This window comes from Candidatus Sarcina troglodytae, assembly GCF_015708635.1.
In the GTDB taxonomy this organism is placed as follows: Bacteria; Bacillota; Clostridia; order Clostridiales; family Clostridiaceae; genus Sarcina; species Sarcina ventriculi.
This window is the reverse complement of sequence record NZ_CP051754.1, coordinates 1707637-1730721: the sequence shown is the minus strand read 5'-3', so window position 1 is coordinate 1730721 and position 23085 is coordinate 1707637. Positions and strand designations below refer to the sequence as shown.

Annotated in this window: 24 protein-coding genes, 3 tRNA genes and 3 other annotated features; of the genes, 19 read left to right on the top strand and 8 right to left on the bottom strand. The window is 27.4% G+C overall.

What is annotated here, in order from left to right:
- Positions 1 to 71: 71 nt before the first annotated feature.
- Positions 72 to 425, bottom strand: coding sequence for a tetratricopeptide repeat protein (locus HH195_RS07870; RefSeq protein ID WP_055259211.1), 354 nt, complete (start codon positions 423 to 425; stop codon positions 72 to 74).
- A 175-nt stretch (positions 426 to 600) separates the two neighbouring features.
- Positions 601 to 825 (top strand) — a binding site (T-box leader).
- Positions 826 to 885: 60 nt separating this feature from the next.
- Between HH195_RS07870 and HH195_RS07865 the strand changes: the two genes are divergently transcribed.
- Together HH195_RS07865 and HH195_RS07860 are read left to right on the top strand one after the other, a co-directional pair.
- Complete coding sequence (locus HH195_RS07865; RefSeq protein ID WP_196370656.1) at positions 886 to 3528, top strand: valine--tRNA ligase; 2643 nt, start codon at positions 886 to 888, stop codon at positions 3526 to 3528.
- A gap of 70 nt (positions 3529 to 3598) precedes the next feature.
- Entirely contained in the window at positions 3599 to 4903 is a 1305-nt protein-coding gene (locus HH195_RS07860; protein WP_196370647.1) for a bifunctional folylpolyglutamate synthase/dihydrofolate synthase, read from the top strand.
- 29 nt (positions 4904 to 4932) lie between these two features.
- Here HH195_RS07860 and HH195_RS07855 read toward each other — a convergent pair whose 3' ends face one another.
- Together HH195_RS07855 and HH195_RS07850 are read right to left on the bottom strand one after the other, a co-directional pair.
- A complete protein-coding gene (locus tag HH195_RS07855; RefSeq protein ID WP_196370645.1) occupies positions 4933 to 5964 on the bottom strand; it encodes an LCP family protein in 1032 nt (343 codons plus the stop codon).
- A 105-nt stretch (positions 5965 to 6069) separates the two neighbouring features.
- Positions 6070 to 6597 carry a DUF4364 family protein gene (locus tag HH195_RS07850; protein ID WP_055259203.1) on the bottom strand — a complete coding sequence of 176 codons (528 nt, stop codon included), beginning with the start codon at positions 6595 to 6597 and terminating at the stop codon, positions 6070 to 6072.
- 98 nt (positions 6598 to 6695) lie between these two features.
- On the opposite strand from HH195_RS07850, the gene HH195_RS07845 reads away from it, so the two are divergent.
- Together HH195_RS07845 and HH195_RS07840 are read left to right on the top strand one after the other, a co-directional pair.
- Positions 6696 to 7454 (top strand): polysaccharide deacetylase family protein, encoded by a 759-nt coding sequence (locus HH195_RS07845; RefSeq protein ID WP_055259201.1) that lies wholly within the window; start codon positions 6696 to 6698, stop codon positions 7452 to 7454.
- A gap of 146 nt (positions 7455 to 7600) precedes the next feature.
- Positions 7601 to 8263: a single-stranded DNA-binding protein gene (locus HH195_RS07840; RefSeq protein WP_055259199.1), complete on the top strand. Its 663-nt coding sequence runs from the start codon at positions 7601 to 7603 to the stop codon at positions 8261 to 8263.
- Positions 8264 to 8313: 50 nt separating this feature from the next.
- Here the strand turns inward: HH195_RS07840 and dapD are convergent, their stop codons facing one another.
- On the bottom strand, positions 8314 to 9024 hold the full coding sequence (gene dapD / locus HH195_RS07835) for a 2,3,4,5-tetrahydropyridine-2,6-dicarboxylate N-acetyltransferase (RefSeq protein ID WP_058992148.1): 711 nt from the start codon (positions 9022 to 9024) through the stop codon (positions 8314 to 8316).
- 166 nt (positions 9025 to 9190) lie between these two features.
- On the opposite strand from dapD, the gene HH195_RS07830 reads away from it, so the two are divergent.
- Entirely contained in the window at positions 9191 to 9730 is a 540-nt protein-coding gene (locus HH195_RS07830) for a cob(I)yrinic acid a,c-diamide adenosyltransferase (protein ID WP_055259195.1), read from the top strand.
- A gap of 1 nt (position 9731) precedes the next feature.
- Positions 9732 to 10865 (top strand): pyridoxal phosphate-dependent aminotransferase, encoded by a 1134-nt coding sequence (locus HH195_RS07825; protein WP_196370643.1) that lies wholly within the window; start codon positions 9732 to 9734, stop codon positions 10863 to 10865.
- 77 nt (positions 10866 to 10942) lie between these two features.
- Here the strand turns inward: HH195_RS07825 and dapB are convergent, their stop codons facing one another.
- Genes dapB through HH195_RS07810 form a run of 3 tightly spaced genes read right to left on the bottom strand, consistent with a single transcriptional unit; the run spans position 10943 to position 13624 of the window.
- Positions 10943 to 11707: a 4-hydroxy-tetrahydrodipicolinate reductase gene (gene dapB / locus HH195_RS07820; RefSeq protein WP_196370641.1), complete on the bottom strand. Its 765-nt coding sequence runs from the start codon at positions 11705 to 11707 to the stop codon at positions 10943 to 10945.
- Positions 11708 to 11735: 28 nt separating this feature from the next.
- Positions 11736 to 12620, bottom strand: coding sequence for a 4-hydroxy-tetrahydrodipicolinate synthase (gene dapA, locus HH195_RS07815; RefSeq protein WP_196370639.1), 885 nt, complete (start codon positions 12618 to 12620; stop codon positions 11736 to 11738).
- Between the two features lie 20 nt (positions 12621 to 12640).
- Entirely contained in the window at positions 12641 to 13624 is a 984-nt protein-coding gene (locus HH195_RS07810; RefSeq protein ID WP_196370637.1) for an aspartate-semialdehyde dehydrogenase, read from the bottom strand.
- 254 nt (positions 13625 to 13878) lie between these two features.
- Between HH195_RS07810 and HH195_RS07805 the strand changes: the two genes are divergently transcribed.
- The 7 genes from HH195_RS07805 to HH195_RS07775 all read left to right on the top strand — a co-directional run bounded on the left by HH195_RS07805 (position 13879) and on the right by HH195_RS07775 (position 16877).
- On the top strand, positions 13879 to 14142 hold the full coding sequence (locus HH195_RS07805; RefSeq protein ID WP_055259189.1) for an alpha/beta-type small acid-soluble spore protein: 264 nt from the start codon (positions 13879 to 13881) through the stop codon (positions 14140 to 14142).
- Between the two features lie 56 nt (positions 14143 to 14198).
- The gene (locus tag HH195_RS07800; protein ID WP_196370629.1) at positions 14199 to 14939 is read left to right on the top strand and encodes a class I SAM-dependent DNA methyltransferase; all 741 of its coding nucleotides are present in this window, start codon (positions 14199 to 14201) and stop codon (positions 14937 to 14939) included.
- Positions 14940 to 14950: 11 nt separating this feature from the next.
- Positions 14951 to 15853 (top strand): Hsp33 family molecular chaperone HslO, encoded by a 903-nt coding sequence (gene hslO, locus HH195_RS07795; protein ID WP_196370627.1) that lies wholly within the window; start codon positions 14951 to 14953, stop codon positions 15851 to 15853.
- Between the two features lie 91 nt (positions 15854 to 15944).
- A tRNA-Phe gene (locus HH195_RS07790) sits at positions 15945 to 16020 on the top strand.
- A 5-nt stretch (positions 16021 to 16025) separates the two neighbouring features.
- Positions 16026 to 16100, top strand: a tRNA-Gly gene (locus tag HH195_RS07785).
- An 8-nt stretch (positions 16101 to 16108) separates the two neighbouring features.
- Positions 16109 to 16183, top strand: a tRNA-Cys gene (locus HH195_RS07780).
- 130 nt (positions 16184 to 16313) lie between these two features.
- On the top strand, positions 16314 to 16877 hold the full coding sequence (locus HH195_RS07775) for an NUDIX hydrolase (protein WP_196370625.1): 564 nt from the start codon (positions 16314 to 16316) through the stop codon (positions 16875 to 16877).
- Positions 16878 to 17055: 178 nt separating this feature from the next.
- Here HH195_RS07775 and HH195_RS07770 read toward each other — a convergent pair whose 3' ends face one another.
- Entirely contained in the window at positions 17056 to 17763 is a 708-nt protein-coding gene (locus tag HH195_RS07770) for a DUF6873 family GME fold protein (RefSeq protein WP_196370623.1), read from the bottom strand.
- Between the two features lie 131 nt (positions 17764 to 17894).
- On the opposite strand from HH195_RS07770, the gene ytxC reads away from it, so the two are divergent.
- From ytxC to HH195_RS07740, 6 genes are all read left to right on the top strand, one after another.
- Entirely contained in the window at positions 17895 to 18746 is an 852-nt protein-coding gene (gene ytxC, locus HH195_RS07765) for a putative sporulation protein YtxC (protein WP_196370621.1), read from the top strand.
- A 60-nt stretch (positions 18747 to 18806) separates the two neighbouring features.
- Positions 18807 to 18927, top strand: a sequence feature (ribosomal protein L20 leader region).
- 65 nt (positions 18928 to 18992) lie between these two features.
- Positions 18993 to 19190 (top strand): 50S ribosomal protein L35, encoded by a 198-nt coding sequence (gene rpmI / locus HH195_RS07760; RefSeq protein WP_055256897.1) that lies wholly within the window; start codon positions 18993 to 18995, stop codon positions 19188 to 19190.
- 27 nt (positions 19191 to 19217) lie between these two features.
- Positions 19218 to 19577, top strand: a complete 360-nt coding sequence (gene rplT / locus HH195_RS07755; protein ID WP_055259178.1) for a 50S ribosomal protein L20 — start codon at positions 19218 to 19220, stop codon at positions 19575 to 19577.
- Between the two features lie 182 nt (positions 19578 to 19759).
- Entirely contained in the window at positions 19760 to 21103 is a 1344-nt protein-coding gene (locus tag HH195_RS07750) for a TrkH family potassium uptake protein (RefSeq protein WP_196370619.1), read from the top strand.
- Between the two features lie 11 nt (positions 21104 to 21114).
- Complete coding sequence (locus tag HH195_RS07745; RefSeq protein WP_196370617.1) at positions 21115 to 21780, top strand: potassium channel family protein; 666 nt, start codon at positions 21115 to 21117, stop codon at positions 21778 to 21780.
- Positions 21781 to 21890: 110 nt separating this feature from the next.
- Positions 21891 to 22673, top strand: a complete 783-nt coding sequence (locus HH195_RS07740) for a TrmH family RNA methyltransferase (RefSeq protein ID WP_196370615.1) — start codon at positions 21891 to 21893, stop codon at positions 22671 to 22673.
- Between the two features lie 96 nt (positions 22674 to 22769).
- Positions 22770 to 23029 (top strand) — a binding site (T-box leader).
- The last annotated feature ends 56 nt before the right edge of the window (positions 23030 to 23085 follow it).

The following is a 23085-nucleotide window of genomic DNA, read 5'->3' as shown; positions in this document are numbered from 1 at the left end:
AAAATATGAATAAAATATATTAATTTTTATAAAGGCTGTTTTTAAATTTTATATTTTAAACAGCCTTTTAATTATTGCTTTTTAATTTTAGTTGCAATGAGTTTTATTGCTCTTTCACAGTCAGTGTCTAAATTATCTAGAGCCCAAGCTAAGTTAAAGTATCTAAGAGCTTTTATGTCATCTTTAAGCATAGAGTAGCAATAGGCTATATTAAAAAAGTATTTAGAATCTTTATGGAGTTCTAATGCTTTTTTAATCATATCGATAGCCTTTTGATAATTTTTAAGTTTTATGTAGCAAACACCAGAATTATAAAAAGCATGGTATTCACAATCTTTATTTTCAATAGCTTTTTTATAATAAGATAAGGCCTCTTTGTAATTTTCATTATTATAAAATTCATTTCCTTTTGAAAAGTAGTTCATTATATAATCCTCCAAGTTAAGCATTATATTAAAATTATTATCACTTTTACATATAATATTCATATAAATATTGTTGAAATTAGCAAGTATTTTAATATAGTTTAAAAATGTAAATTGATTATAGCTATCTTGACAATGAAAATATAATATTATAATATAAACTGTAAACAATACAGAATAAACTGTGATAAAGAGAAGTAGAAATAGGAAGAGTTTTAAGAGAGAAAAACCCATAGGCTGTAAGGTTTTTTATACTTGATATTTTGAAGTAGCTTTTGAGTTTCTTTAGTGAAAAATAAAAAAGTAGCTAAAGACGGCATTTATTAGAGTCGTTATTAGTTTAAGAGCCTTTAAGTATTTTAAGGGAAAAAAGGTGGTACCGCGAATCTTCGTCCTTTTATGGAGGAGGTTTTTTTTATTTTATTTGGAAATATGATAAATTTAAGGAGGAAATAACAAAATGGAAGATAAAAATATCTCTACAACTTATAACCCAAAAGAATTTGAAGAAAGATTATATAATGTTTGGCAAGAAAAAAAATACTTTACTCCAAAAGTTGATAAGAGTAAAAAACCTTATACAATAATAATGCCACCACCAAATATAACTGGAAAACTTCATTTAGGGCATGCGCTTGACAATACTTTACAAGATATGCTTATAAGATTTAAGAGAATGCAAGGATATTGTACTTTATGGCTTCCAGGGGAAGACCATGCATCTATTGCAACAGAAGTTAAAGTTGAAAATGAACTTTTAAAACAAGGTCTTAATAAAAAGGAAATGGGAAGAGAAGCATTCTTAGAAAAAGTTTGGGAATGGACAGATGAGTATAGAGAAAAAATTAGAGAACAACTTAAAAAAGTTGGAGTTTCTGCTGATTTTACAAGAGAAGCTTTCACTATGGATGAAAATTTAAGCAAAGCTGTAAAGCATGTATTTGTTAAACTTTATAATGAAGGGCTTATATATCAAGGAAACAGAATAACTAACTGGTGTCCTAAGTGTCAAACAGCTCTATCTGATGCTGAAATTGAATATGCAGAAAAAGAAGGAAGCTTCTGGCATATAAAATATCCAGTTGTAGGTTCTGATGAATTTTTAGAAATTGCAACAACTAGACCAGAAACTCTTTTAGGGGATACTGCTGTTGCTGTAAATCCTAATGATGAAAGATATAAACACTTAGTTGGTAAAATGTTAAAATTACCTTTAACAGATAGAGAAATACCAGTTGTAGCTGATGATTATGTTGATTTAGAATTTGGAACTGGTGCAGTTAAAATAACACCTGCTCATGACCCTAATGATTTCCAAGTAGGTTTAAGACATAACTTAAAACAAATAAGAATTATGGATGATGCTGGAGTTATAAATGAATTAGGTGGAAAATATCAAGGGTTGGATAGATATGAGGCAAGAAAGGCTATGGTTGCTGATTTAGAGGCTCAAGGTTTACTTGTTAAAATAAAACCTCATACACATAACGTTGGAACTCATGATAGATGCGGAACTGTTATAGAACCTATAATATCAAAACAATGGTATGTAAAAATGGATTCTTTAGCAAAACCAGCCATAGAAGTTGTTAAAAATAAAAAAACTAAGTTTGTTCCTGAAAGATTTGAAAAGACATATTTTAACTGGATGGAAAACATTCAAGATTGGTGTATATCAAGACAATTATGGTGGGGACATAGAATACCTGTTTACTACTGTCAAGATTGTGGTGAAATAATGGTATCTGAACATGATGTAACTACATGTACAAAATGTGGTTCAAGCAAAATAGAACAAGAAACAGATGTTTTAGATACTTGGTTTAGTTCTGCACTATGGCCATTTTCAACTCTTGGTTGGCCAGATAAAACAGAGGATTTAGAGTATTTTTATCCAACATCAACATTAGTTACTGGATATGATATTATATTCTTCTGGGTTGCAAGAATGATTTTCTCAGGAATACACAACATGGGAGAAACTCCATTTGACACTGTATTAATTCATGGTATTATAAGAGATTCTCAAGGAAGAAAAATGAGTAAATCTTTAGGAAATGGTGTAGACCCACTAGAAGTTATAGATGAATATGGTGCAGATGCTTTAAGATTTATGTTAGTTACTGGAAATGCACCAGGAAATGATATAAGATATATCCCTGAAAGAGTAGAAGCTGCTAGAAACTTTGCAAATAAGATTTGGAATGCTTCAAGATTTGTTATGATGAACTTAGATAGAGATATCATGAACCAATATATAGATGTTAAAGATTATAGCTTAGCTGATAAATGGATTTTATCAAGAATGAATGGTTTGGTAAAAGAAGTTACTGAAAACATGGAAAAATATGAACTTGGAATAGCGCTTCAAAAGGTTCATGATTTCCTTTGGACAGAATTCTGTGATTATTATATAGAACTTGTTAAACCAGTTTTATATGGAGAAGATGAAAAATCTAAGGGAATAGTATTTAATGTTTTATATAAAGTTTTAAATACAGGACTTAAGCTTTTACACCCAGTAATGCCATTTATAACAGAGGAAATATATACTCACTTAAGCACAGAAACTGAATCAATAACTATAGCTTCTTGGCCAGAATATGATGAAAGCTTAGTAAATGAAAAATCTGAAAAAGATATGGAATTTATAATGGAAGCTATAAAGGCTTTAAGAAATCTAAGAGCTTCAATGAATGTTCCACCATCTAGAAAAGCTAAAATAATAGCTTATATTTCAGAAGAGGCTAAAGATGCGTTTATAAATGGTGCAGCATATTTAGAGAAGTTAGCTTCAGCATCTGAAGTAACATTTATAGATAATAAAGATAATTTAGCTGAAAATTTGGTTTCAGTAGTTGTTAAAGGTGGAGAATTATTCTTACCACTTTTAGACCTTGTAGATAGAGAAAAAGAATTAGATAGATTAAATAAAGAAAAAGATAAACTAGAAAAAGAGATAGATAGAGTAGAGAAAAAACTTTCAAATGAAAAGTTTGTAAGTAAGGCACCGGAAGCTGTTGTAAATGAAGAAAAAGCTAAAGGTGAAAAATATAAAGAAATGTTAAATGCTGTTCTAGAAAGAATAAGTGCTTTAAAATAAGTAGTTAAATATTAAAAAATACTTCCCTACATCTTTTAAAGATGTGGGGAAATTTTATAGGAGGAATTCTATGAATTACAATGAGGCTATGGAATATATTGAAAATACAGCTAAGTTTGGAATGAATCTGGGTTTAGAGAGAATTTTAAAAATACTTGAGTATTTAGATAACCCTCAAGATAAAATAAAGTGTATTCATGTAGGTGGAACTAATGGAAAAGGATCAACTACTGCTATGATATCCTCGATTTTAATAGAAGAGGGTTATAAGGTAGGCATGTATACATCCCCTTATTTAGAGGAGTTTGAAGAAAGAATTCAAGTAAATGGAGAAAATATAAAAAAGCAAGAATTAGCGTCTATAATAACAGAGATTAAAAGTGCTATATCAAAGGTTGATGTTATAAAGTTTGGAACTCCAACACAATTTGAAATAATAACAGCTTTAATGTTTTATTATTTTGCTAAAGAAGAAGTAGATTATGCGGTAGTTGAAGTTGGTCTTGGAGGAAGATTGGATGCAACAAATGTTATAAATCCAGTTTTAGTTGTTTTAACTTCTATAAGCTTAGATCATATGAACATACTTGGAAATACATTAAAAGAAATTGCAAGTGAAAAGGTAGAAATTATAAAAAAGGATTGTACAGTTATATCATACCCTCAACAAGAAGAAACCTTAAATGTTATAAGGTCTAAGTGTGAGGAATTAAATAATAAATTAATAGTAGTTAAAAAAGAAGATATAAAACAAGTTGTTATAGATAAAAATAATTTTACTCAAAAAATAACAGCGGATATTTTAAATGAAACTTATAGTGTAGAATTATCCCTTATAGGAGAGCATCAGATATTAAATTGTATAGTTTGTTTAAATGCTATAAAAGAGTTAAAAAACAAAGGGGTAATTATTAAAGATTCTTCAATAAATAGAGGATTATCAAATGTTAAATGGATTGGAAGAATGGAAGTATTAAAAAAGAATCCATTAGTTGTTATAGATGGTGCACACAATATAGATGGCATAGAAAAATTAAGAGTTAGTGTAGATAAGTATTTAAATTATAATAGACTTATTTTAATAGTTGGAATCTTAGGTGATAAAGAAGTTAGTAAGATGTTAAATGTTATAACAGATAAAGCAAGCTATGTAATAGTTACAGAACCACATAATTATAGAGCAGAATCGTCTAGTGTTTTATATGAAAAGGTTAAGGAAAAGGGAATTGAGTGTTTTGATATAGAAGATTATGAAGAGGCTTATAAAAAAGCATTATCTTTAGGGAATGATGATGATTTAATATTAGTTTGTGGTTCTTTATATATGATTGGAGATATGAGAAAAATTATAAGAAAGTGCAAATCTTGTACTTAGAAAAAGAAAAGATAAGAAGAGGAGGCTTCTTATCTTTTTTTATTACCATATTTTAAATCATATTCTTTTATTATAGATTGCATATTATGAGTGCTTGGCGTATAAAGTTTATCATTAAATATAAAATCTTTTAAGGCTTTAGATGTTTCTTTTTTATCAAAAAGTAAAACCCAACCCTTAGATGGATATAATCTTTCTTTAGAAATAGAATTTATAGGAATTTGAAGTTGCTCTATCGAAGAATTTTTAGAATAAATGGTTAACGTAGTTAAAAAATAATTTATTGCACTAGTTATGTTTATGTTAGTTTTTATATAGGGGAATAAATCTTTTACAAGTTGTACTGTTTTAAAAGGAGATAAAGTTTTTATTTTAGCTAAAATTAAATTAATTAGATTTCTTTGCCTTGTAGTTCGTTCATATTCGCCATCTCCGACTTTTCTGATTCTTGCATAAGATAAAGCTTGATAGCTATTTAGAGTATATTCTCCAGAAGATAAGATTAAATCTGATGTATTTCCACCACTATCTAAAATAAATTTATTAAGTTCTGAAACTTCATAATCTTTAATATTTACTGTTATCCCGCCTATAGTGTCGATGATTTTTCTAAAACTGTTAAAATCAATAATAATATAATTATTGATTTTTATTCCAAAGTTATTCTCTATTGTTTCAATGGTTTTTAAAGGGCCACCATATGCAAAGGAATGATTTAGTTTTTCTTCTCCATGATTATCAATATTAACCAACATATCTCTTAGGAGTGATGTGATTTTTAGTTTTTTGTTAACATTATCTATAGTAAGAATCATTATAGAATCAGCTCTAGATGTTGTATCATAAAATCTAGCATCACTGCTTAGTAAAAGAATATTTGAAATTCCTGAAACTTCTGTAAAGGGGATTAAATCTTTATTATTTTGAACATCATAAGTATCTGAAACTACGTCATATTTAGATAAATTGTTTAAATTTAAAAAAAATAAAAAAGATATAAGTAGAAATGTAAAAAAAATTAATATAGAAGAAGCTTTTGTTTTTATATTGAATTTTTTCATATGTAAAACTCCTTAGACAATAATTATAAAATTATATATTAATATTGTTTTTAAAGAGTAAAAAAAATATACATAAACCTCCTAAAATAAAAAGGAGGTATGTATTTAAGAATTTATTAAAGCTGTTATTATTTTATTATATATTTCAGAAGAATTCTCTTTCCATTTGTTACATAAAAATTTAGCTTCTTCTTTAGATGGAACGCTTATTGTGAAATCTATGATTAAAAAATCATTTTCTTTTGCTTTTAGATTTACCAAAAATGAATTGTTATTATCTATAGTGTAATCAGAGAAAATGCTAAATTCTTTTTTTATGCTTTCTCTTTTATTATTTACGCAGTTATCTATATATTTTAATTTATTTGCTGAAATTCTATCTTTAAACAGGGATAAAACTCTATCTCCTTTTTTAGTAAGTAGAATAACTTCCTTAGAATCTTTATTTTCGTATCTAAGGAAATCAGAATTTATAAGTTCTGAAATATATTGTTGTAACATAAAATAATTTATGAAACTATTTTCTAATACAATATCAGTTAATTGAGTATTAGAAATAGGATATTTTATAGATTTTATTATGTGTAAAAGTAGCAGTTTGTTCTCCGCTAACTCTAAAGTATTATCATTCATTTTTACTCAGCCTCCATAGATACTTTTGAATAATACTCATATTATAGCATATAACTTTTACTATAATAAAGATATTTGTATTTTAGATGGGAGTAAATATGATATTTATAAGAAAAAATAAAATAATAAATATTTTACTTTTGCTTTTGGTAATTGGATTTTATACAATTTTCAAGTCAGATATAGGAATTTTTAATAGTGATATAAAATCAATGCCAATTTATAAAGTAGATACAGATAGTAAAAATATTTCTATAACCTTTGATATTAATTGGTGCGATGAAGATTATTTATATGATATTTTAGATGTTTTAGATAAGCATAATGTAAAAGCAACATTTTTTATAATGGGAAAGTGGGTTATTTATCCTGAGGGGAATTTAGAAAAGTTACAGGAAATTTATAATAGAGGTCATGAAATTGGAAATCATAGTTATATTCATCCTAACTTTACGAATATAGATGAGCAAAGAATAAAAAATGAAATTCAAAAAACTGAAGATATAATAAATGAAGCCATAGGGATAAAAACTAATCTTTTTAGATTTCCAAGTGGAGCTTTTAATGAAAGTGCTGTAAATATTGTAGAGGGGTTAGGATATATACCAATTCATTGGAGTTCTGATAGTGTTGATTGGAAAAATACAAGCTTAGATATAGAATATAACAGGGTGTTAAAGAGTATAGAGCAGGGAGGTATAATGCTTTTTCATAATAATGGAAAATATACTGCTCAAAATTTAGATAAACTAATTCCAAAGCTTAAATCAGATGGTTATAATTTTGTGAAAGTGGGAGAATTAATTTATAACAATAATTACATTATAGATGAAAACGGAATACAAAGAAATAAATAAAATAAATTATATAAATATCTTGAAAAGGTTGATTAAAATGTATTATAATGGAAACAGTAATCGATTTGTATTGCAATAGATAATAATAAAAAACACTTAATTTAATCTTATTTTAAACACTAATGGGGAGAGGGGTTTAAGTTAAAATGGAAAATTTAATGAAAAATAATTCAATTCATTTAGAAGGGACTTTATTATCAAAGTTAGAGTTTAGTCATGAAATGTATGGGGAAAAATTCTATACTTTTGATTTAGAGGTTATGAGACTTAGCGATTCAAAAGATATATTAAGCATAACAGTTTCAGATAGATTAATAACTAATATGAGTTTAGAAATTGGAACAGAAATAATAGTAGAGGGTCAACTTAGAAGTTATAATAAATTTGTAGATGGTAGTAATAAACTTATACTTACTGTATTTGCAAGGGATATAAAGCCATGTGAGGAAAAAAGCAAAAATCCAAATGAGATTTTCTTAGATGGATATATATGTAAAGAACCTATATATAGAACTACACCATTTGGTAGAGAAATTGCTGATGTATTATTAGCTGTAAATAGAGCATATAATAAATCAGATTATATACCTACAATTGCTTGGGGAAGAAATTCTAGATTTTGTCAAACTCTAGAGGTTGGAGATAATATAAGAATATGGGGAAGACTTCAAAGTAGAGAATATCAAAAGAAAGTTTCAGATAATGAAATAGTTAAAAAAATTGCTTATGAAGTTTCAATATCTAAAATGGAAAGAGTGGTAGAACAACAAGAGCAAGAAATAGAAAATAATGAATTTGTAATTAGTTAAGTAAAAAAAGCTGTAGTATATAATATATACTACAGCTTTATGTATTAAATCTATTTTCTTAAATCATCAAGGATTTCTGTTTTTCCTTTTGTTTTATCATCAACAGATTTAATTATTTTAGCTGGTGTTCCTGCAACTACAACTCCTGCTGGTACATCTTCAACAACAACAGAACCTGCTGCAACAACAGAACCCTTTCCTATTCTAACACCTTCTAATATAACAGCGTTAGCACCTATTAAAACATCATCTTCTATGATACATGGGCTTTTGCTAGGTGGTTCTAAAACTCCAGCAACAACTGCTCCAGCACCTAAGTGAACTCTTTTACCAAGTTGTCCTCTAGCACCTACAACAGCATTCATATCAACCATAGTGCTTTCACCAATTTCAGCACCTATGTTTATAACGGCTCCCATCATTATAACGGCGTTTTTACCGATAGAAACTCTATCTCTTATTATAGAACCTGGTTCTATTCTAGCATCAAATTTTAATAAATCTAACATTGGTATAGCTGAATTTCTTCTATCATTTTCTAATCTAAAGCTTTCTATTTTAGATTTGTTAGAATTTAAAAAATCTAAAATTACATCGCTTTCGCCAAATAAAACATAAGAATTGTTGCTTCCGTACCATTCTATGTTTTTTAAATCATCTTCAGAAAAAGCTCCTTTAAGATAAACTTTTACTGGAGTAGATTTTTTTACTTCTTTAATGAATCTTGCGATTTCATATGGGTCAGTGAAATTATAATCCATAAAACTTACATCCTTTCAAAAACATAATACAAAATTATTATAAACAAAAATAAACATCAATAAAAGAGTAAATATAAGAAAGGTGAAAAGTTTTTGCGAAAGTTTGGCAAAATAATGTTCAAAATAAATTTAATACTGTAAAATATTATTTAAGGAGGGGATAGTGATGGGAAATTTAGAGAAGGGATATACTCAAATCTATACTGGAAATGGAAAAGGAAAAACAACAGCAGCTATGGGTCTTGGATTTAGAGCTTGTGGAGATGGAATGATTGTTCATGTTGTACAATTTTTAAAGTCTTTTAATACAGGAGAATTAAATTCTGCTAAGATTTTAGGAGAAAATTTTAAGATATATAGGTTTGAAACTCCAAAAGGTTTTACTTGGCAGCTTAGTGATGAAGAAAAAAAATTATTGCAAGAAGAAATTAAAAAAGAATATGATTTTGCTATGGAGGAGTTGTTAGGTAGAAGGTGTGATGTCTTAATATTAGATGAAATAATGGGAGTATTAAATGCAGGATTCATAAAAGAAGAAGATGTATTAAGACTTATGGATTTAAAGCCAAGTGATATGGAGCTTATTTTAACGGGAAGAAATGTTCCAGAAAAAATTTTAGAAAAGGCTGATTTAGTTACTGAGATGAAAGAAATAAAGCATTACTATAAACAAGGCGTTAATGCTAGGAAAGGAATTGAGTTTTAAAATGAATAAAAGTGTTGAAGCAATTGAAATATCAGGAATAAGAAAGTTTTTTAATAAAGTTTCTAAATATCCAAATGCAATTTCTCTAACTTTAGGTCAACCAGATTTTGATGTACCATCTAGGGTTAAGAATGCGATAATAAAAGCGGTGGAAGATGGAAAATCTAAATATACAGCTAATGCTGGTATAGTGGAACTTAGAGAAGAAATATCAAAATTTTTAAGGACTTTAGATATAAATTATGATAAAGATGAAATCATGATAACAGTGGGTGGAAGCGAGGCTCTTTTTTCTGTACTTATGGGGATTTTAAATAAAGGGGATAAAGTTTTAGTGCCATCTATAGGTTATCCAGCTTATGAGAGTATTACAAAAATGCTAGAAGGGGAAACTGTAGTTTATAACTTAAATGACGATTTTACAATAAATATTAATAGTTTAAAAGAAGGAATAAAAAATGGAGCAAAAGTTTTAATACTTTCGTATCCAAGTAACCCAACAGGGGCTTTGCTTAGCAAGGAAGATAGAGATTCATTACATAAAATTATAAAGAAAAATGATGTTACAGTAATAACAGATGAAATATATTCATCTTTATGTTTTGAGGATAATTATTATTCAGTTGCACAGTATAACGATATAAAAGATAAAATAATATATGTAAGCGGTTTTTCAAAAATGTTTTCCATGACAGGCTTAAGACTTGGGTATGTTGCGTGTAATAAAAAGTTTTTAAATGAATTTATAAAGGTTCATCAATATGGAGTATCTTGTGCACCTTCAATAGTTCAATGGGGAGCATTAGAAGGGTTAAAATATTGTTTAGATGATGTTGAAAATATGAAAAACTCTTTTAAAGAAAGAATGGAATACGTATATTTTGAACTTGTAAAAATGGGATTTCATGTTGTAAAACCTAAGGGAGCATTTTATATTTTACCTAGTATAAAAAAATTTAATATGACATCAGAAGAATTTTGTGACAGATTGTTAAGTGAGGGCGGAGTTGCTTGTGTTCCTGGAAGTGCTTTTGGAAATGGTGGAGAAGGATATATTAGAATTTCATATTGTTATAGTAAAGAGTCTTTAGAAAAAGCTCTTAAAGCTATCAAACAATTTGTAGATACCTTATAATAAAAAAGCATACTAAACAAAAAGATATAGCTTTAAAAAATTCTATAAAGCTATATCTTTTTTTGTTATATTTTATATTAAAGTTCTATATTCAAAACATCATCCATTGAATATTTTCCTGCTTTAGATACATTAGCCATATATTCGCAAGCTTTAAGAGAACCTATTGCAAAAACTTCTCTTGAAATAGCTTTGTGATTGATTTCTATAACTTCACCATCACCTGCAAATATAACTTCATGATCACCTATTATTCCGCCGCCTCTTACGGTATTAACACAAATTTCATTTTTCTCTCTTTTACCATAGCCTTCTCTTCCATAAATAAGCTTTGTTTCTTCATCTAAAGAATCTTGAATGGTATGAGCTAAATATAGTGCTGTTCCACTTGGAGAATCAACCTTTTGATTGTGATGTCTTTCCACTAATTCTATATCAAAATCTTTATATAAAACAGGGGCTATTTTCTTTAAAACTAGGTTTATTAAATTTACACCTATGCTCATATTAGCTGATTTAAATAAAGGTATTTCTTTAGAAGTTTTATCTATAAATTCTAAATCTTCTTTAGAGTAACCAGTAGAGCAAAGAACTAGAGGTTTTTTTGTTTTCTTAGAAAATTCAATTAATCCTTTAAGGGCATCTGCTCTTGAAAAATCAAGTAAAACATCATAAGAAACATTACATTCATCTAAAGTTTTAAAGATTGGATAATCCCTTTGAACTTCTGTAAAAGAATCTATACCAGCTACTATTTCTATATCTTTAAATTTAGTTTTTGCTAAGTTTGTTATAGTTGCTCCCATTTTTCCAGAACAACCATTTAAAATAACTTTAACCATTATATATTCGCCTCCTTTTTTATTTTAATTATTTTATAAGGTTATGATTTTTTAATTCTTGTTTTAAGACTTGTAAATGAGAAGGTTCCATATCGCATAAAGGAAGTCTTAAAGATCCACACTTAAATCCCATTAAGTTTGCGGCTGTTTTAACTGGAATTGGATTTGTTTCAATAAATAATGAATTAGCAAGACTTAAATATTTAAGTTGAATATCTAAAGATTCTTTAGTTTTACCATCAAAATATAATTTGCACATATCATGTGTTTCTTTAGGAATTACATTTGCTAAAACAGATATAACCCCAGCTCCTCCAAGAGATAAAATAGGAAGGATTTGATCATCATTTCCAGAATAAATATCAAAATGTGTATCTTTACAAAGAGCAGCCATCTCAGCTACTTGAGATAGGTTTCCGCTAGCTTCTTTTATAGCTACAATATTTTTAAACTGCATTAATTCTTTTAAAATGCTAGGTGTTATATTCATTCCTGTTCTAGATGGAACATTATATAATATTATTGGTATGTTTACGGAATCATTAACTGCTTTAAAATGTTCTATTAGTCCTCTATTTGATGTTTTATTATAGTATGGTGTTATAACTAAAACTCCATCAACCCCAACACTTTCACACCAAGTACTCATTTCTATTGCAGCCTTTGTATTGTTTGAACCAGAACCTGCGATAACAGGTATTCTTTTATTTACTGTGTCAACTGTAAATTTTATGGCTTCCTTTCTTTCATCTAAAGTCATAGTAGAAGCTTCACCAGTTGTTCCACAAATTAATATAGCATCAGTTTTGTTCTCTATGTGCCATTCTAATATTTTTTTAAGTTCAGCAAAATTAATTCCATTTTGATCAAAGGGTGTTAATAAAGCTACACAAGAGCCTTTAAAAATTGACATAAGTTTTTCCTCCGTATCTTTTATTTAATCATAAGCTCTGCAATTTGAATTGCATTAAGTGCTGCACCTTTTCTTATATTGTCAGCAACTACCCAAATATTAAGACCGTTATCAACACTAAAATCTCTTCTAATTCTTCCAACAAATACTTCATCATGACCTGAGAATTCTAAAGGTGTAGGATATTTAAGATTAGCTGTATCATCATAAACTACAAGTCCTTTAGAAGAATTAAATAAAGAGAATATGTCTTGAAGTTCAAAAGGAGTATTAAGTTCTATATTTATACTTTCGCTATGAGCATTTAAAACTGGTACTCTAGCTGTTGTTGCAGTTATTTTTAAAGTAGAATCATGAAGTATTTTTTTTGTTTCTTCAATCATTTTAATTTCTTCTTTTGTATATCCATTATCTAAAAATACATCAATATGTGGTAGAATATTTCCAGCTATAGGATATGGGAATTTTTTAGGGGCAACCCCTTGTAAGCCTTCTTCTAAGTCTTTAATACCTTGAATACCAGCTCCTGATACTGCTTGATAAGTAGAGTAAACTATTCTTTTTATTCCATATTTATCATGAAGTGGTTTTAAAGCAACCATGGCTTGAATAGTAGAACAGTTTGGATTAGCTATTATTCCATTGTGCCATTTTATATCTTCTGGATTTACCTCTGGAACTACTAAAGGAACTTTAGGGTCCATTCTCCATGCACTACTATTATCTATAACAATTGCACCTTCTTTTGCAAACGTAGGTGCAAATTTTAAACTTGTATCCCCACCTGCTGAAAATAGTGCAAAATCAATCTTCTTATTCTTTATATTTTCCTCACAAAGCTCTTCAACTATAAAATCTTGTCCTTTAAATTTCATTATTTTACCTTGAGATTTTTTAGAAGCAAACAGAATTAATTCTTTTATTGGAAAATTCCTTTCTTCAAGTATTTCTAAAAATTTTCTTCCAACATTTCCTGTTGCCCCAACTACTGCTACGTTATACACTTTGTTACCTCCAGTTATTATAATTTTTAATATAAATGTGTTTTATTAATATTAAATAATGCTTAAATTAAAAGTACATATTATTAATATATAATACTATTATATATTAACTATAGTGCAATTTATATTTAATTATCAAGTATATATTAAATATTTTATATAAAAATGCTATTTAGTTTTAATCTTTGAGAATAATATGTAACTAAAATTCAAATAATATATATTATTTGAATTAATAGTCAGGAGAGAAATATATGAGTAAAACACCATTAAAGAAAATAATAAAAAGTAAACTAAAGAAGCATAAAAAATTAACAGAAGCTGAGATTCTTAGAGAAAGAATGAAATATGAAATTGCACAAGAGCTTGGACTTAGTGAAAAAGTAAATGCTTTAGGATGGGGAGGACTTACAGCTGAAGAAACGGGAAGAATAGGTGGAATAATGACTAAAAGAAAAAAAGAAAGAAAAATACCAAGTAATGATGAAATACTAGGTAGAAAGAAACCCATTGACTAATAAATAAAAACTCTATAAGATTTATTTATAGAAAAATAGACTTTAGGAGTATACTTATGGAAAGTTATAAAATGATGGCTACGGTTTATGATGAACTTATAAGAGAAGATGTAAACTATGAATCTATAGCAGAGTATATTTTAGGTCTTTGTAATAAGTTTAACATAAGTTTTAGCAGTTATTTAGATTTAGCCTGTGGAACATGTAACGTAGGTTCTTATATAGGAAAAAAATTTAAAGAAAACTATTTTGTGGATTTATCTTCTGATATGCTTATAGAAGCTGACAAAAAATTAAGAGAATGTCGAATAAAAGGAAAGATAGTTTGTCAAGATATGAGTGACTTAAATTTAAATAAAACTTTTGATTTAATTACTTGTGTTTTAGATTCAACTAACTACGTTTTAGATGAGAATGATTTAACCAATTATTTTAGAGGAGTTTATAATCATTTAAAGGATGATGGATTATTTGTTTTTGATATAAATTCTTATTATAAAATATCTGAAATTTTAGGAAATAATATATATAGCTATAATAGTGATGATATATTTTATGTTTGGGAAAATATTTTCGAGGATGAAATTGTAGAGATGAATTTAAGTTTTTTTATAAAACAGCAAAATGGTCTATATAAAAGATTTGATGAGGTTCATGAAGAAAGAGGTTACAAAGATGAATTTATTGAAGAAATTTTAAGAAAAATAGGGTTTAATTTTATAGAAAAATTTGATGGATATTCAAATCTTAAAGCCACTAATAAAAGTGAAAGAATAACTTATATAGTTAGAAAGTAGGAGGAATTTTTATGGGTGATAAAATAGTAAGAGCAACAGCAAAAGATGGAATGATAAGAATAATAGCAGCAGAAACTAGTGAATTAGTTAATGAAGGTGTGAAAGTACATGGGTGTACGCCAACAGCAGCTGCTGCACTTGGAAGAATGCTTACAGCTGGTGTTATGATGGGAGCTATGTTAAAATCAGAAAAAGAAGTTGTAACTCTTAAAATAAATGGCGGAGGAGAGGCTAAGGGAGTAATAGTTACAGCCTACTCAGATTGTACTGTAAAAGGGTATATAGGAAATCCAACAGTTGATTTGCCTCTAAACCCTGAAAATGGAAAATTGAATGTGGGAAAGGCTATTGGTAAAGATGGTACCTTAATGGTAATAAAGGATTTAGGACTTAAAGAACCATATGTAGGACAAGCTCCTATCTTTAGTGGAGAAATAGCAGAGGATTTATCATATTATTTTACGGTATCAGAACAAGTTCCATCAGCTGTAGCACTTGGAGTTTTGGTTGACAGAGATTATTCAATAAAGGTTGCTGGCGGTTTTATTATACAATTAATGCCAGGTGCAGATGAACTTTTAGGAGACCTTATAACTTACAGATTAGAAGAGTTTACATCAGTTACAGGAGAGCTTGCAAAAGGGAAGACTATGGTTCAAATATTAGAGGATATATTTGATGGTATGGATTTAAAAATAAATAATGATACAGAAATTCCAAAGTATAAATGTGATTGTTCAAGAAGTAAGGTTGAAAGAGCATTAATTAGTATAGGGTATAAAGATTTAAAAGAGTTATATGATGATGGTAAGACAGAAGAATTGAAATGCCAATTTTGTAATAAGGCTTATGAGTTTACTCATGAAAATATAGGAGAACTTTTAAAAATAGCAACTCAAACTAAGAAAAATTAATATACTTTTAGAAATATTATAAAAAATATATTGACAAATAAATTTTTAATTTATATAATAATAAATATCTTCAACAAATAGAAGATATTTAGGCTCGATAGCTCAGTCGGTAGAGCAGAGGACTGAAAATCCTCGTGTCACTGGTTCGATTCCAGTTCGAGCCACCATTTTTGCGGAAGTGACTCAATGGTAGAGTGTCACCTTGCCAAGGTGAAAGTTGCGGGTTCGAGTCCCGTCTTCCGCTCCAAAAAGTATGGCGCTATAGCCAAGTGGTAAGGCAGAGGTCTGCAAAACCTTTATTCCCCAGTTCAAATCTGGGTGGCGCCTCCAAATAAAACCTGTGAGATAATTCTTACAGGTTTTTTGTATTAACTTATAAAAATAAATATGAGAAAGAGAGGGGTAATTTACAAAAAAATTGTTTAAATAAATTTAACGATTGAATTTGTAATAATATATTATGAAATTAGAAAAAATAGAAAAAATAACGAACTTTAAATATTTAAACTTATATAAATTAAAATTAAAAAATAAAAAAGGAAACCAAAAAGATTATTTTGTTGCAAGTAGGCGTGATAAGGAAGATTTAACTTGTGTGACAAAGGATCATAATAAAGCTGATGGTGTTATGATAATTCCAATAACTAAAGAAAATGAATTTGTTATAATAAAGCAGTATAGACCTGCAATAGATGGATTTATATATGAATTCCCAGCTGGTCTTGTAGATGAGGGTGAAACAGTAGAGGAAGCAAGTAGGAGAGAACTTTTTGAAGAAACGGGTTTAGAGTGTGTGGCTTTTGAATATTTAATAAAACCAAGTTATACATCAGTTGGCATGTCAGATGAAAATGTGGCGATTGTAAAAATGCTTGTAGAGGGAATTCCAACTTCAGAAAACACAGAAGAAGATGAGGAGATAGAAATATTAAAAATTCCTGTTAAAGACTTTAAAAAATTTGCTAAAGATAATATTGTTTCAATAAAAGTTGCGATGGTAGCTGCTTTTATTGATGGTATATAGATGAGAAAGGATGTGATTGTTCACATCCTTTTAATTTTATAGTATAAATATTTATTTTTAATTTTATCAAAATAAGGAAAATTATAAAAATGTAGTTAATTGAAAAAAGAATATATATTTATATGCTAGAGGGGTAACATTTATTACTTACTTGAGTAAAATAATACTATAATTATTGTTAAAATAAGGTTAAAATACTTCCTCTGTCTACAAGAGGTTTTTTAGATAGAAATATAGGCTTAACATCATGCTTTATCAAAAATTTTTCAATTTCTTTTCCGTATGGATGAAGATCATAATTTCCGAAAAAAGCTATTTTATTTTCACATAAAAGCCCACAAGTGCCACCAATAAATCCATAGTTTAAATAGGGTAATGATATATCTTTTGCTGATATACCTAAAACATCTATTGGATATTTTTTAAGTTCATTATATATTCCAACATCTGAAGTTATAATAGCATTATTGCTTATAACAGCACAGGAGCATTTGGTATATCCTTGTTTTACATTTATTAAATTTTTTTCTTTAACGCTATTTAATAGGTATTCATCTGTGTATTTTAAATTATGAATAAAAAAGTCTTTTAAATTTACTGCATTTAAAGAAATATCATAAGGATAAGTGTTTTTTAAATTTGTTTTTGCTTTTACTAGGTTTAAATTAAATTTGTTTAAAGAAGCATAGGATTTTAAATTTTTAAAGAGTTCTTCATGAGCTATTAATGTGTTATTAGACAGTATATTAAGTTGTATATCAGGATGTCCATCTATTGCTTTATATAAATTTTTAGATGGCAAAACTTTTATAATATCAAGGTTTTCAAGTGATAAGTTACTAATTTCTTCTTTAGAAATTCTATAATCTACAAAACATTTATTCATGGTCATTCTCCTATATAATTAATTATAAAAATAGTTTACTAAATATTTAAGCATTTTGTCGATTATTAAAATATTATTTTTGAATATTAGAAAAGTTTTAATACATACTAAAGGTAGAAAGGAGTGAGAGGATGCTTTTAATGAAGTTAGCTTATGAAGGTGAAGAAGCTTTTATGGATAATATACAAGAGATTAGAGAACTCTTAAAAAGTAAAGGAATAATTATTGGAATATCGGAAAGTATCGAGAAAAATACTCACTTCGTTAAAATTTTTTGCGATGATAAGGATTATAATGAAAAATTACAAAATAATATCTATTTATATATAAGTAATCTTATATATAAAACAATAATGGAAAATTTCAGAAGAAAGGAAATGCTAGAATATTTAACAGAAAATTATTTTTTCTTAAATCATGAAGAAATCATAGATATTGATAATGAAATAAATAAAATTGTATTTCAAAAAAATATTATAATGGATGAAACTTCAGTCTATTGTTTAAATAGAATTAATTCAATTGTTGAAAATATAAAAGCCTTTCTTAAAGAAACAGGTTATATAAATATAAATGGATTTATAAGATTTAGAATGAAGGCTATGATAGATACAATAGAGGAAATTATAGATAAAATTGTAGATAAATATATGGTTGAAAAAGAGTATAATGAGTTTATTAAGCTTTTAAAATATTTTGTAGATGTGCAAGAATGTAAAATAGAAGAAATAGATTTAAGAATTTTGAATAATGGATTGTATGAAATAAAAAATGGTTTAGGAGAAGATGTATTTAAAGAATTTTTAAATGAAATAAAAGATAATGCTGATGAAAATACCATAAATATAGAGGATGTCATTATAAGTGGATTAATAACTAATGCACCTAGAAAGATAAAAATTTTTAACGAAGTAAAATGCAATAATAAAGAATTTTTAAGGACAATAAAGAATGTTTTTGGTGAGAGAGTTGAGGTTTATTAATAATATAACTTAAAATAACAAAATTGTTTGACACAACTTATAACTTGTGATAGAATTTTATTCGTTAAGAAGAAACAGCCGTTTCTCACCTTTCAGCTTCGGTTAGTTGGGTTATTGAATTGTTTATTACGTTAAGTGTTGTAATAATAGAGGACGGCTTATGCCGTCCTTTTATTTTATAGAAGAGCAGTATTAGAAAAATCTATTAATGCTAAGAATCGTAAAGTTTGAGAGGAGGATATCACTATGCCAAAAATGAAAACTCATAGAGGTGCAGCAAAAAGATTTAAGAAAACAGGTTCAGGAAAGTTAAAGAGAGCTAAAGCTTTCAAAAGCCATATATTAACTAAGAAAAGTCAAAAGAGAAAAAGAAATTTAAGAAAAGCTGGATATGTTTCAGTAACTCAAGAAAAAACAATGAAAAAATTATTACCATACCTATAATTTATAATAAAACAGGAGGTCTAGAAAATGGCAAGAGTTAAAAGAGCGGTAAATTCTCGTAAGAATCATAAAAAAGTATTAAAACTTGCAAAAGGTTATTACGGTGGAAAAAGTAAGTTATTTAAAACTGCTAACGAATCAGTAATAAGAGCATTAAGAAATGCTTACGTAGGAAGAAGATTAAAGAAGAGAGATTATAGAAGATTATGGATAGCTAGAATAAATGCAGCTACAAGAATGAATGGTCTTTCATATTCAAAATTTATGAATGGAATAAAATTAGCAGGTGTTGATATAAATAGAAAAATGCTTTCTGAAATAGCTATAAATGATGCTAAAGCATTTGCGGATTTAGTTGAATTAGCTAAGAAAAATTTAAATGCTTAATTTTATTTAAATAATGCGGAGAAATCCGCATTATTTTTTTAGGTTTATCTTCATAAATATTACATAAATTCATTTTAAATATATTTATTTTAATATAAATTATTTTATTAAAATAATGTTAAAATAATATAAAAAAGTATTTATTGTGATATAATTATTTTATTATAATTTTGGAGGAACTTATGTATATCAATGTAAGTAGAAAGATAAAATTAAGTGCAGTACAAATATTGGCTATAGGTTTTTTATCTTTAATAATAATTGGTGGAATCATATTAAGTTTGCCTATATCATCAGCTAGTGGGACAGGTACTAACATTATAGATGGTTTTTTTACATCAACTTCAGCTGTTTGTGTAACTGGGCTTATAACATTAGATACTGCTACTCACTGGAATTATTTTGGAAAAACAGTTATAATAATTTTAATACAAATAGGTGGTTTAGGATTTATGTCTTTTACTACTTTATTTGCGTTAATACTTAAAAAAAAGATAACATTAAGGGAAAGATTGGTTCTTCAAGAAGCTATGAATACCTTTGGAATACAAGGGTTAGTCAGGCTTATGAGATATATATTAATTTTTACTTTTTCTATAGAGTTTATGGGAGCTTTACTTTATGCAACTCAGTTTGTACCTCAATTTGGAGTTTTAAAGGGTATATATTATAGTATATTTGCATCTATATCAGCTTTTTGCAATGCAGGATTTGATTTGATGGGGAATTTTTCAAGTATAACAAGTTATGCGACTAATATTACCATATTATTAAATACATCAGCTCTTATAATAATAGGAGGATTAGGGTTTGCAGTTTGGTCTGAACTTTATAGTTTTAAAAATTTAAAAAAGCTATCCCTGCATACTAAGATTGTATTATTAACAACTTTCATATTGATTGTATGTGGAATGGTTTTTATATTTTTATTTGAATATAATAATGCCAAAACTATAGGTAATATGTCTATAATAGACAAATTAACCAATTCTTTTTTTGCATCAGTGACTACTAGAACAGCAGGGCTTAATTCAATACCATTAAATGATATGACTGGAGCAAGTAAATTTTTAACTATTATATTTATGTTTATAGGAGGATCACCAGGATCTACAGCAGGTGGAATAAAGACATCAACTTTAGCTATAATAGTACTTATTATTATTGCCATTATAAAGGGAAGAGAAGATACCGAAGTTTATGGAAAGAGGATATCAAAAGATACTGTACAAAAAGCAATTCTTGTATTCATGCTTGGAATTTTTATAGTTTTAGTGGTAACTTTGATTTTAACAATTACAGAGAAAGCTTCTCTTGAATCATTAATATTTGAAGCGGTATCAGCATTTGGAACAGTTGGTTTAACACTTGGAGTAACTCCACATTTAAGTATAATAGGAAAAATAGTTATAATGATAACTATGTATTTAGGAAGAGTGGGCCCTATGACAGTTGTGCTTGCTATTACAAGAAAAAAAAGGAAAAGAGATTATAGATATCCTGAAGATAAAATATTAATAGGTTAGGGGTGTATTTTTTGGCTAAAAAACAATTTGTTATAATAGGACTTGGAAGATTTGGAGCATCAATTGCAAAGACTTTATATGCTCTTGGAAATGATGTTTTGGCTATAGATAAGAAGGAAGATTTAGTTCAAGAAATTTCAGATAGTGTAACTCATGCTATACAAATGGATGCGACAGATGAAAGTGCTCTTAGGACTTTAGGAATAAGGAATTTTGAAGTCGCAGTAGTTACAATAGGGGATAATATACAATCTAGTATAATGGCGACACTTTTAGTTAAGGAACTTGGAGTTAAATATATAATTGCTAAAGGAAATAGTGATATACATGCTAAGGTTCTTTATAAAATAGGAGCTGATAGAGTAATACTTCCAGAGAAAGATATGGGTGTTAGGGTTGCACATAATTTAGTTTCGTCTAATATTTTAGATTATATAGAATTGTCTCCAGATTACAGTATAATAGAAATAGATAGTCCAAATGAATGGTGTAATAAAACTATGAAGGAGCTTAATTTAAGAAGCAAATATGGAATAAATGTTATAGCTATTAAGAGAAATCATGATGTTAATATCTCGCCATATGCAGATGATCAAATACAACAGGGAGATATTATAGTAGCTATAGGTTTATCTGAAGATTTAAATAGGTTAGAATTTAAAATATCATCAAAATAATAAAAAGTTTAAGGCTCTAAAATCATTATATTTAATGGCTTAGAGCTTTATTATTTTTGTTATTAAAAATGTGATATAATTTTTTTATATGAAGAAAAGAGGAGAAAAAGTTGATAATTATAGAAAGTAAGAGCAATTCTTTATTTAAAAATTTAAAAAAATTAAAAGATAAAAAAAAATATAGAGATGAAAAAAAACAATACATAATAGAAGGATTTAGGTTTGTAAAGGAGGCTATAAAAAGTAACACCTGTTTAGAATGTGTAATATTTACGGAAGATTTTTATAAAAAAGAAAAAGAATTTATAGATTCTTTAGAAAAGTTAAATATAAAATTAGTAATAATGACAAAAATTTTATTAGATGAAATATGTGATACTGAAAATCCACAAGGAATAATTGCTGTAGCAGAATTTAAAGATAGTGTTTTAAATTTAGGAAATATGATAATACTTATAGATAAGGTTCAAGATCCTGGAAATATGGGTACAATTATAAGGACAGCACATGCTGTTGGGGCTTCTAGCATTATAATAACTAAAGGAACAGTGGATATTTATAATGATAAAGTTTTAAGATCATCTATGGGTTCTATATTTTATATACCAATTATTGAGGATTATAATTTAGATTTAGTTAAAAAATTAAAAAATCAAGGATATAGACTTTTAGTAAGTTCACTTCAAGGAGAAAATAATTTTTTTGAAGAAGATTTAAAAGGTAAGCTTATAATAGCGGTTGGAAATGAGGGAAATGGAGTAAGTGATGAAGTTTATAATATTTCTGATGTAAAAGTTAAAATACCCATGCCTGGAAATAGCGAATCATTAAATGTAGCTATTGCAACATCTGTTATGATGTATGAAAAGTTAAGACAAGATAGTATAAAGTAGTAATATAGGTTAAAAATAATATTAAAATATGATAAATACTTGTAATATTATATATGTATTAGTATAATATTAAAATGAATAACAACTAAAATTAAAAATTAAGCGTTGATAAAGAGAGTAACTATGAAAATCTTTTTAGGGAGAGGAAACCTAGACTGGAAGTTTTCTTAAAGAAAGTTATAGTGAAGTTCACTTTGGAGCTCTAGCTGTGAAATTTAAATTTAAGGAAATTTAACAAAAGTAGTAGCTAGCGGATTAAGCCGTTATTTAAATTAAGAGAACAAAAGATATATAAACTTAAAATAAATGTTTTTTGTTAATTAGGGTGGTAACACGGAAAAAACCCCGTCCCTTTTGAGGATGGGGTTTTTTATGTGCTTTTTTTAAATCTACTAATTTTTAAAAGGTTGTT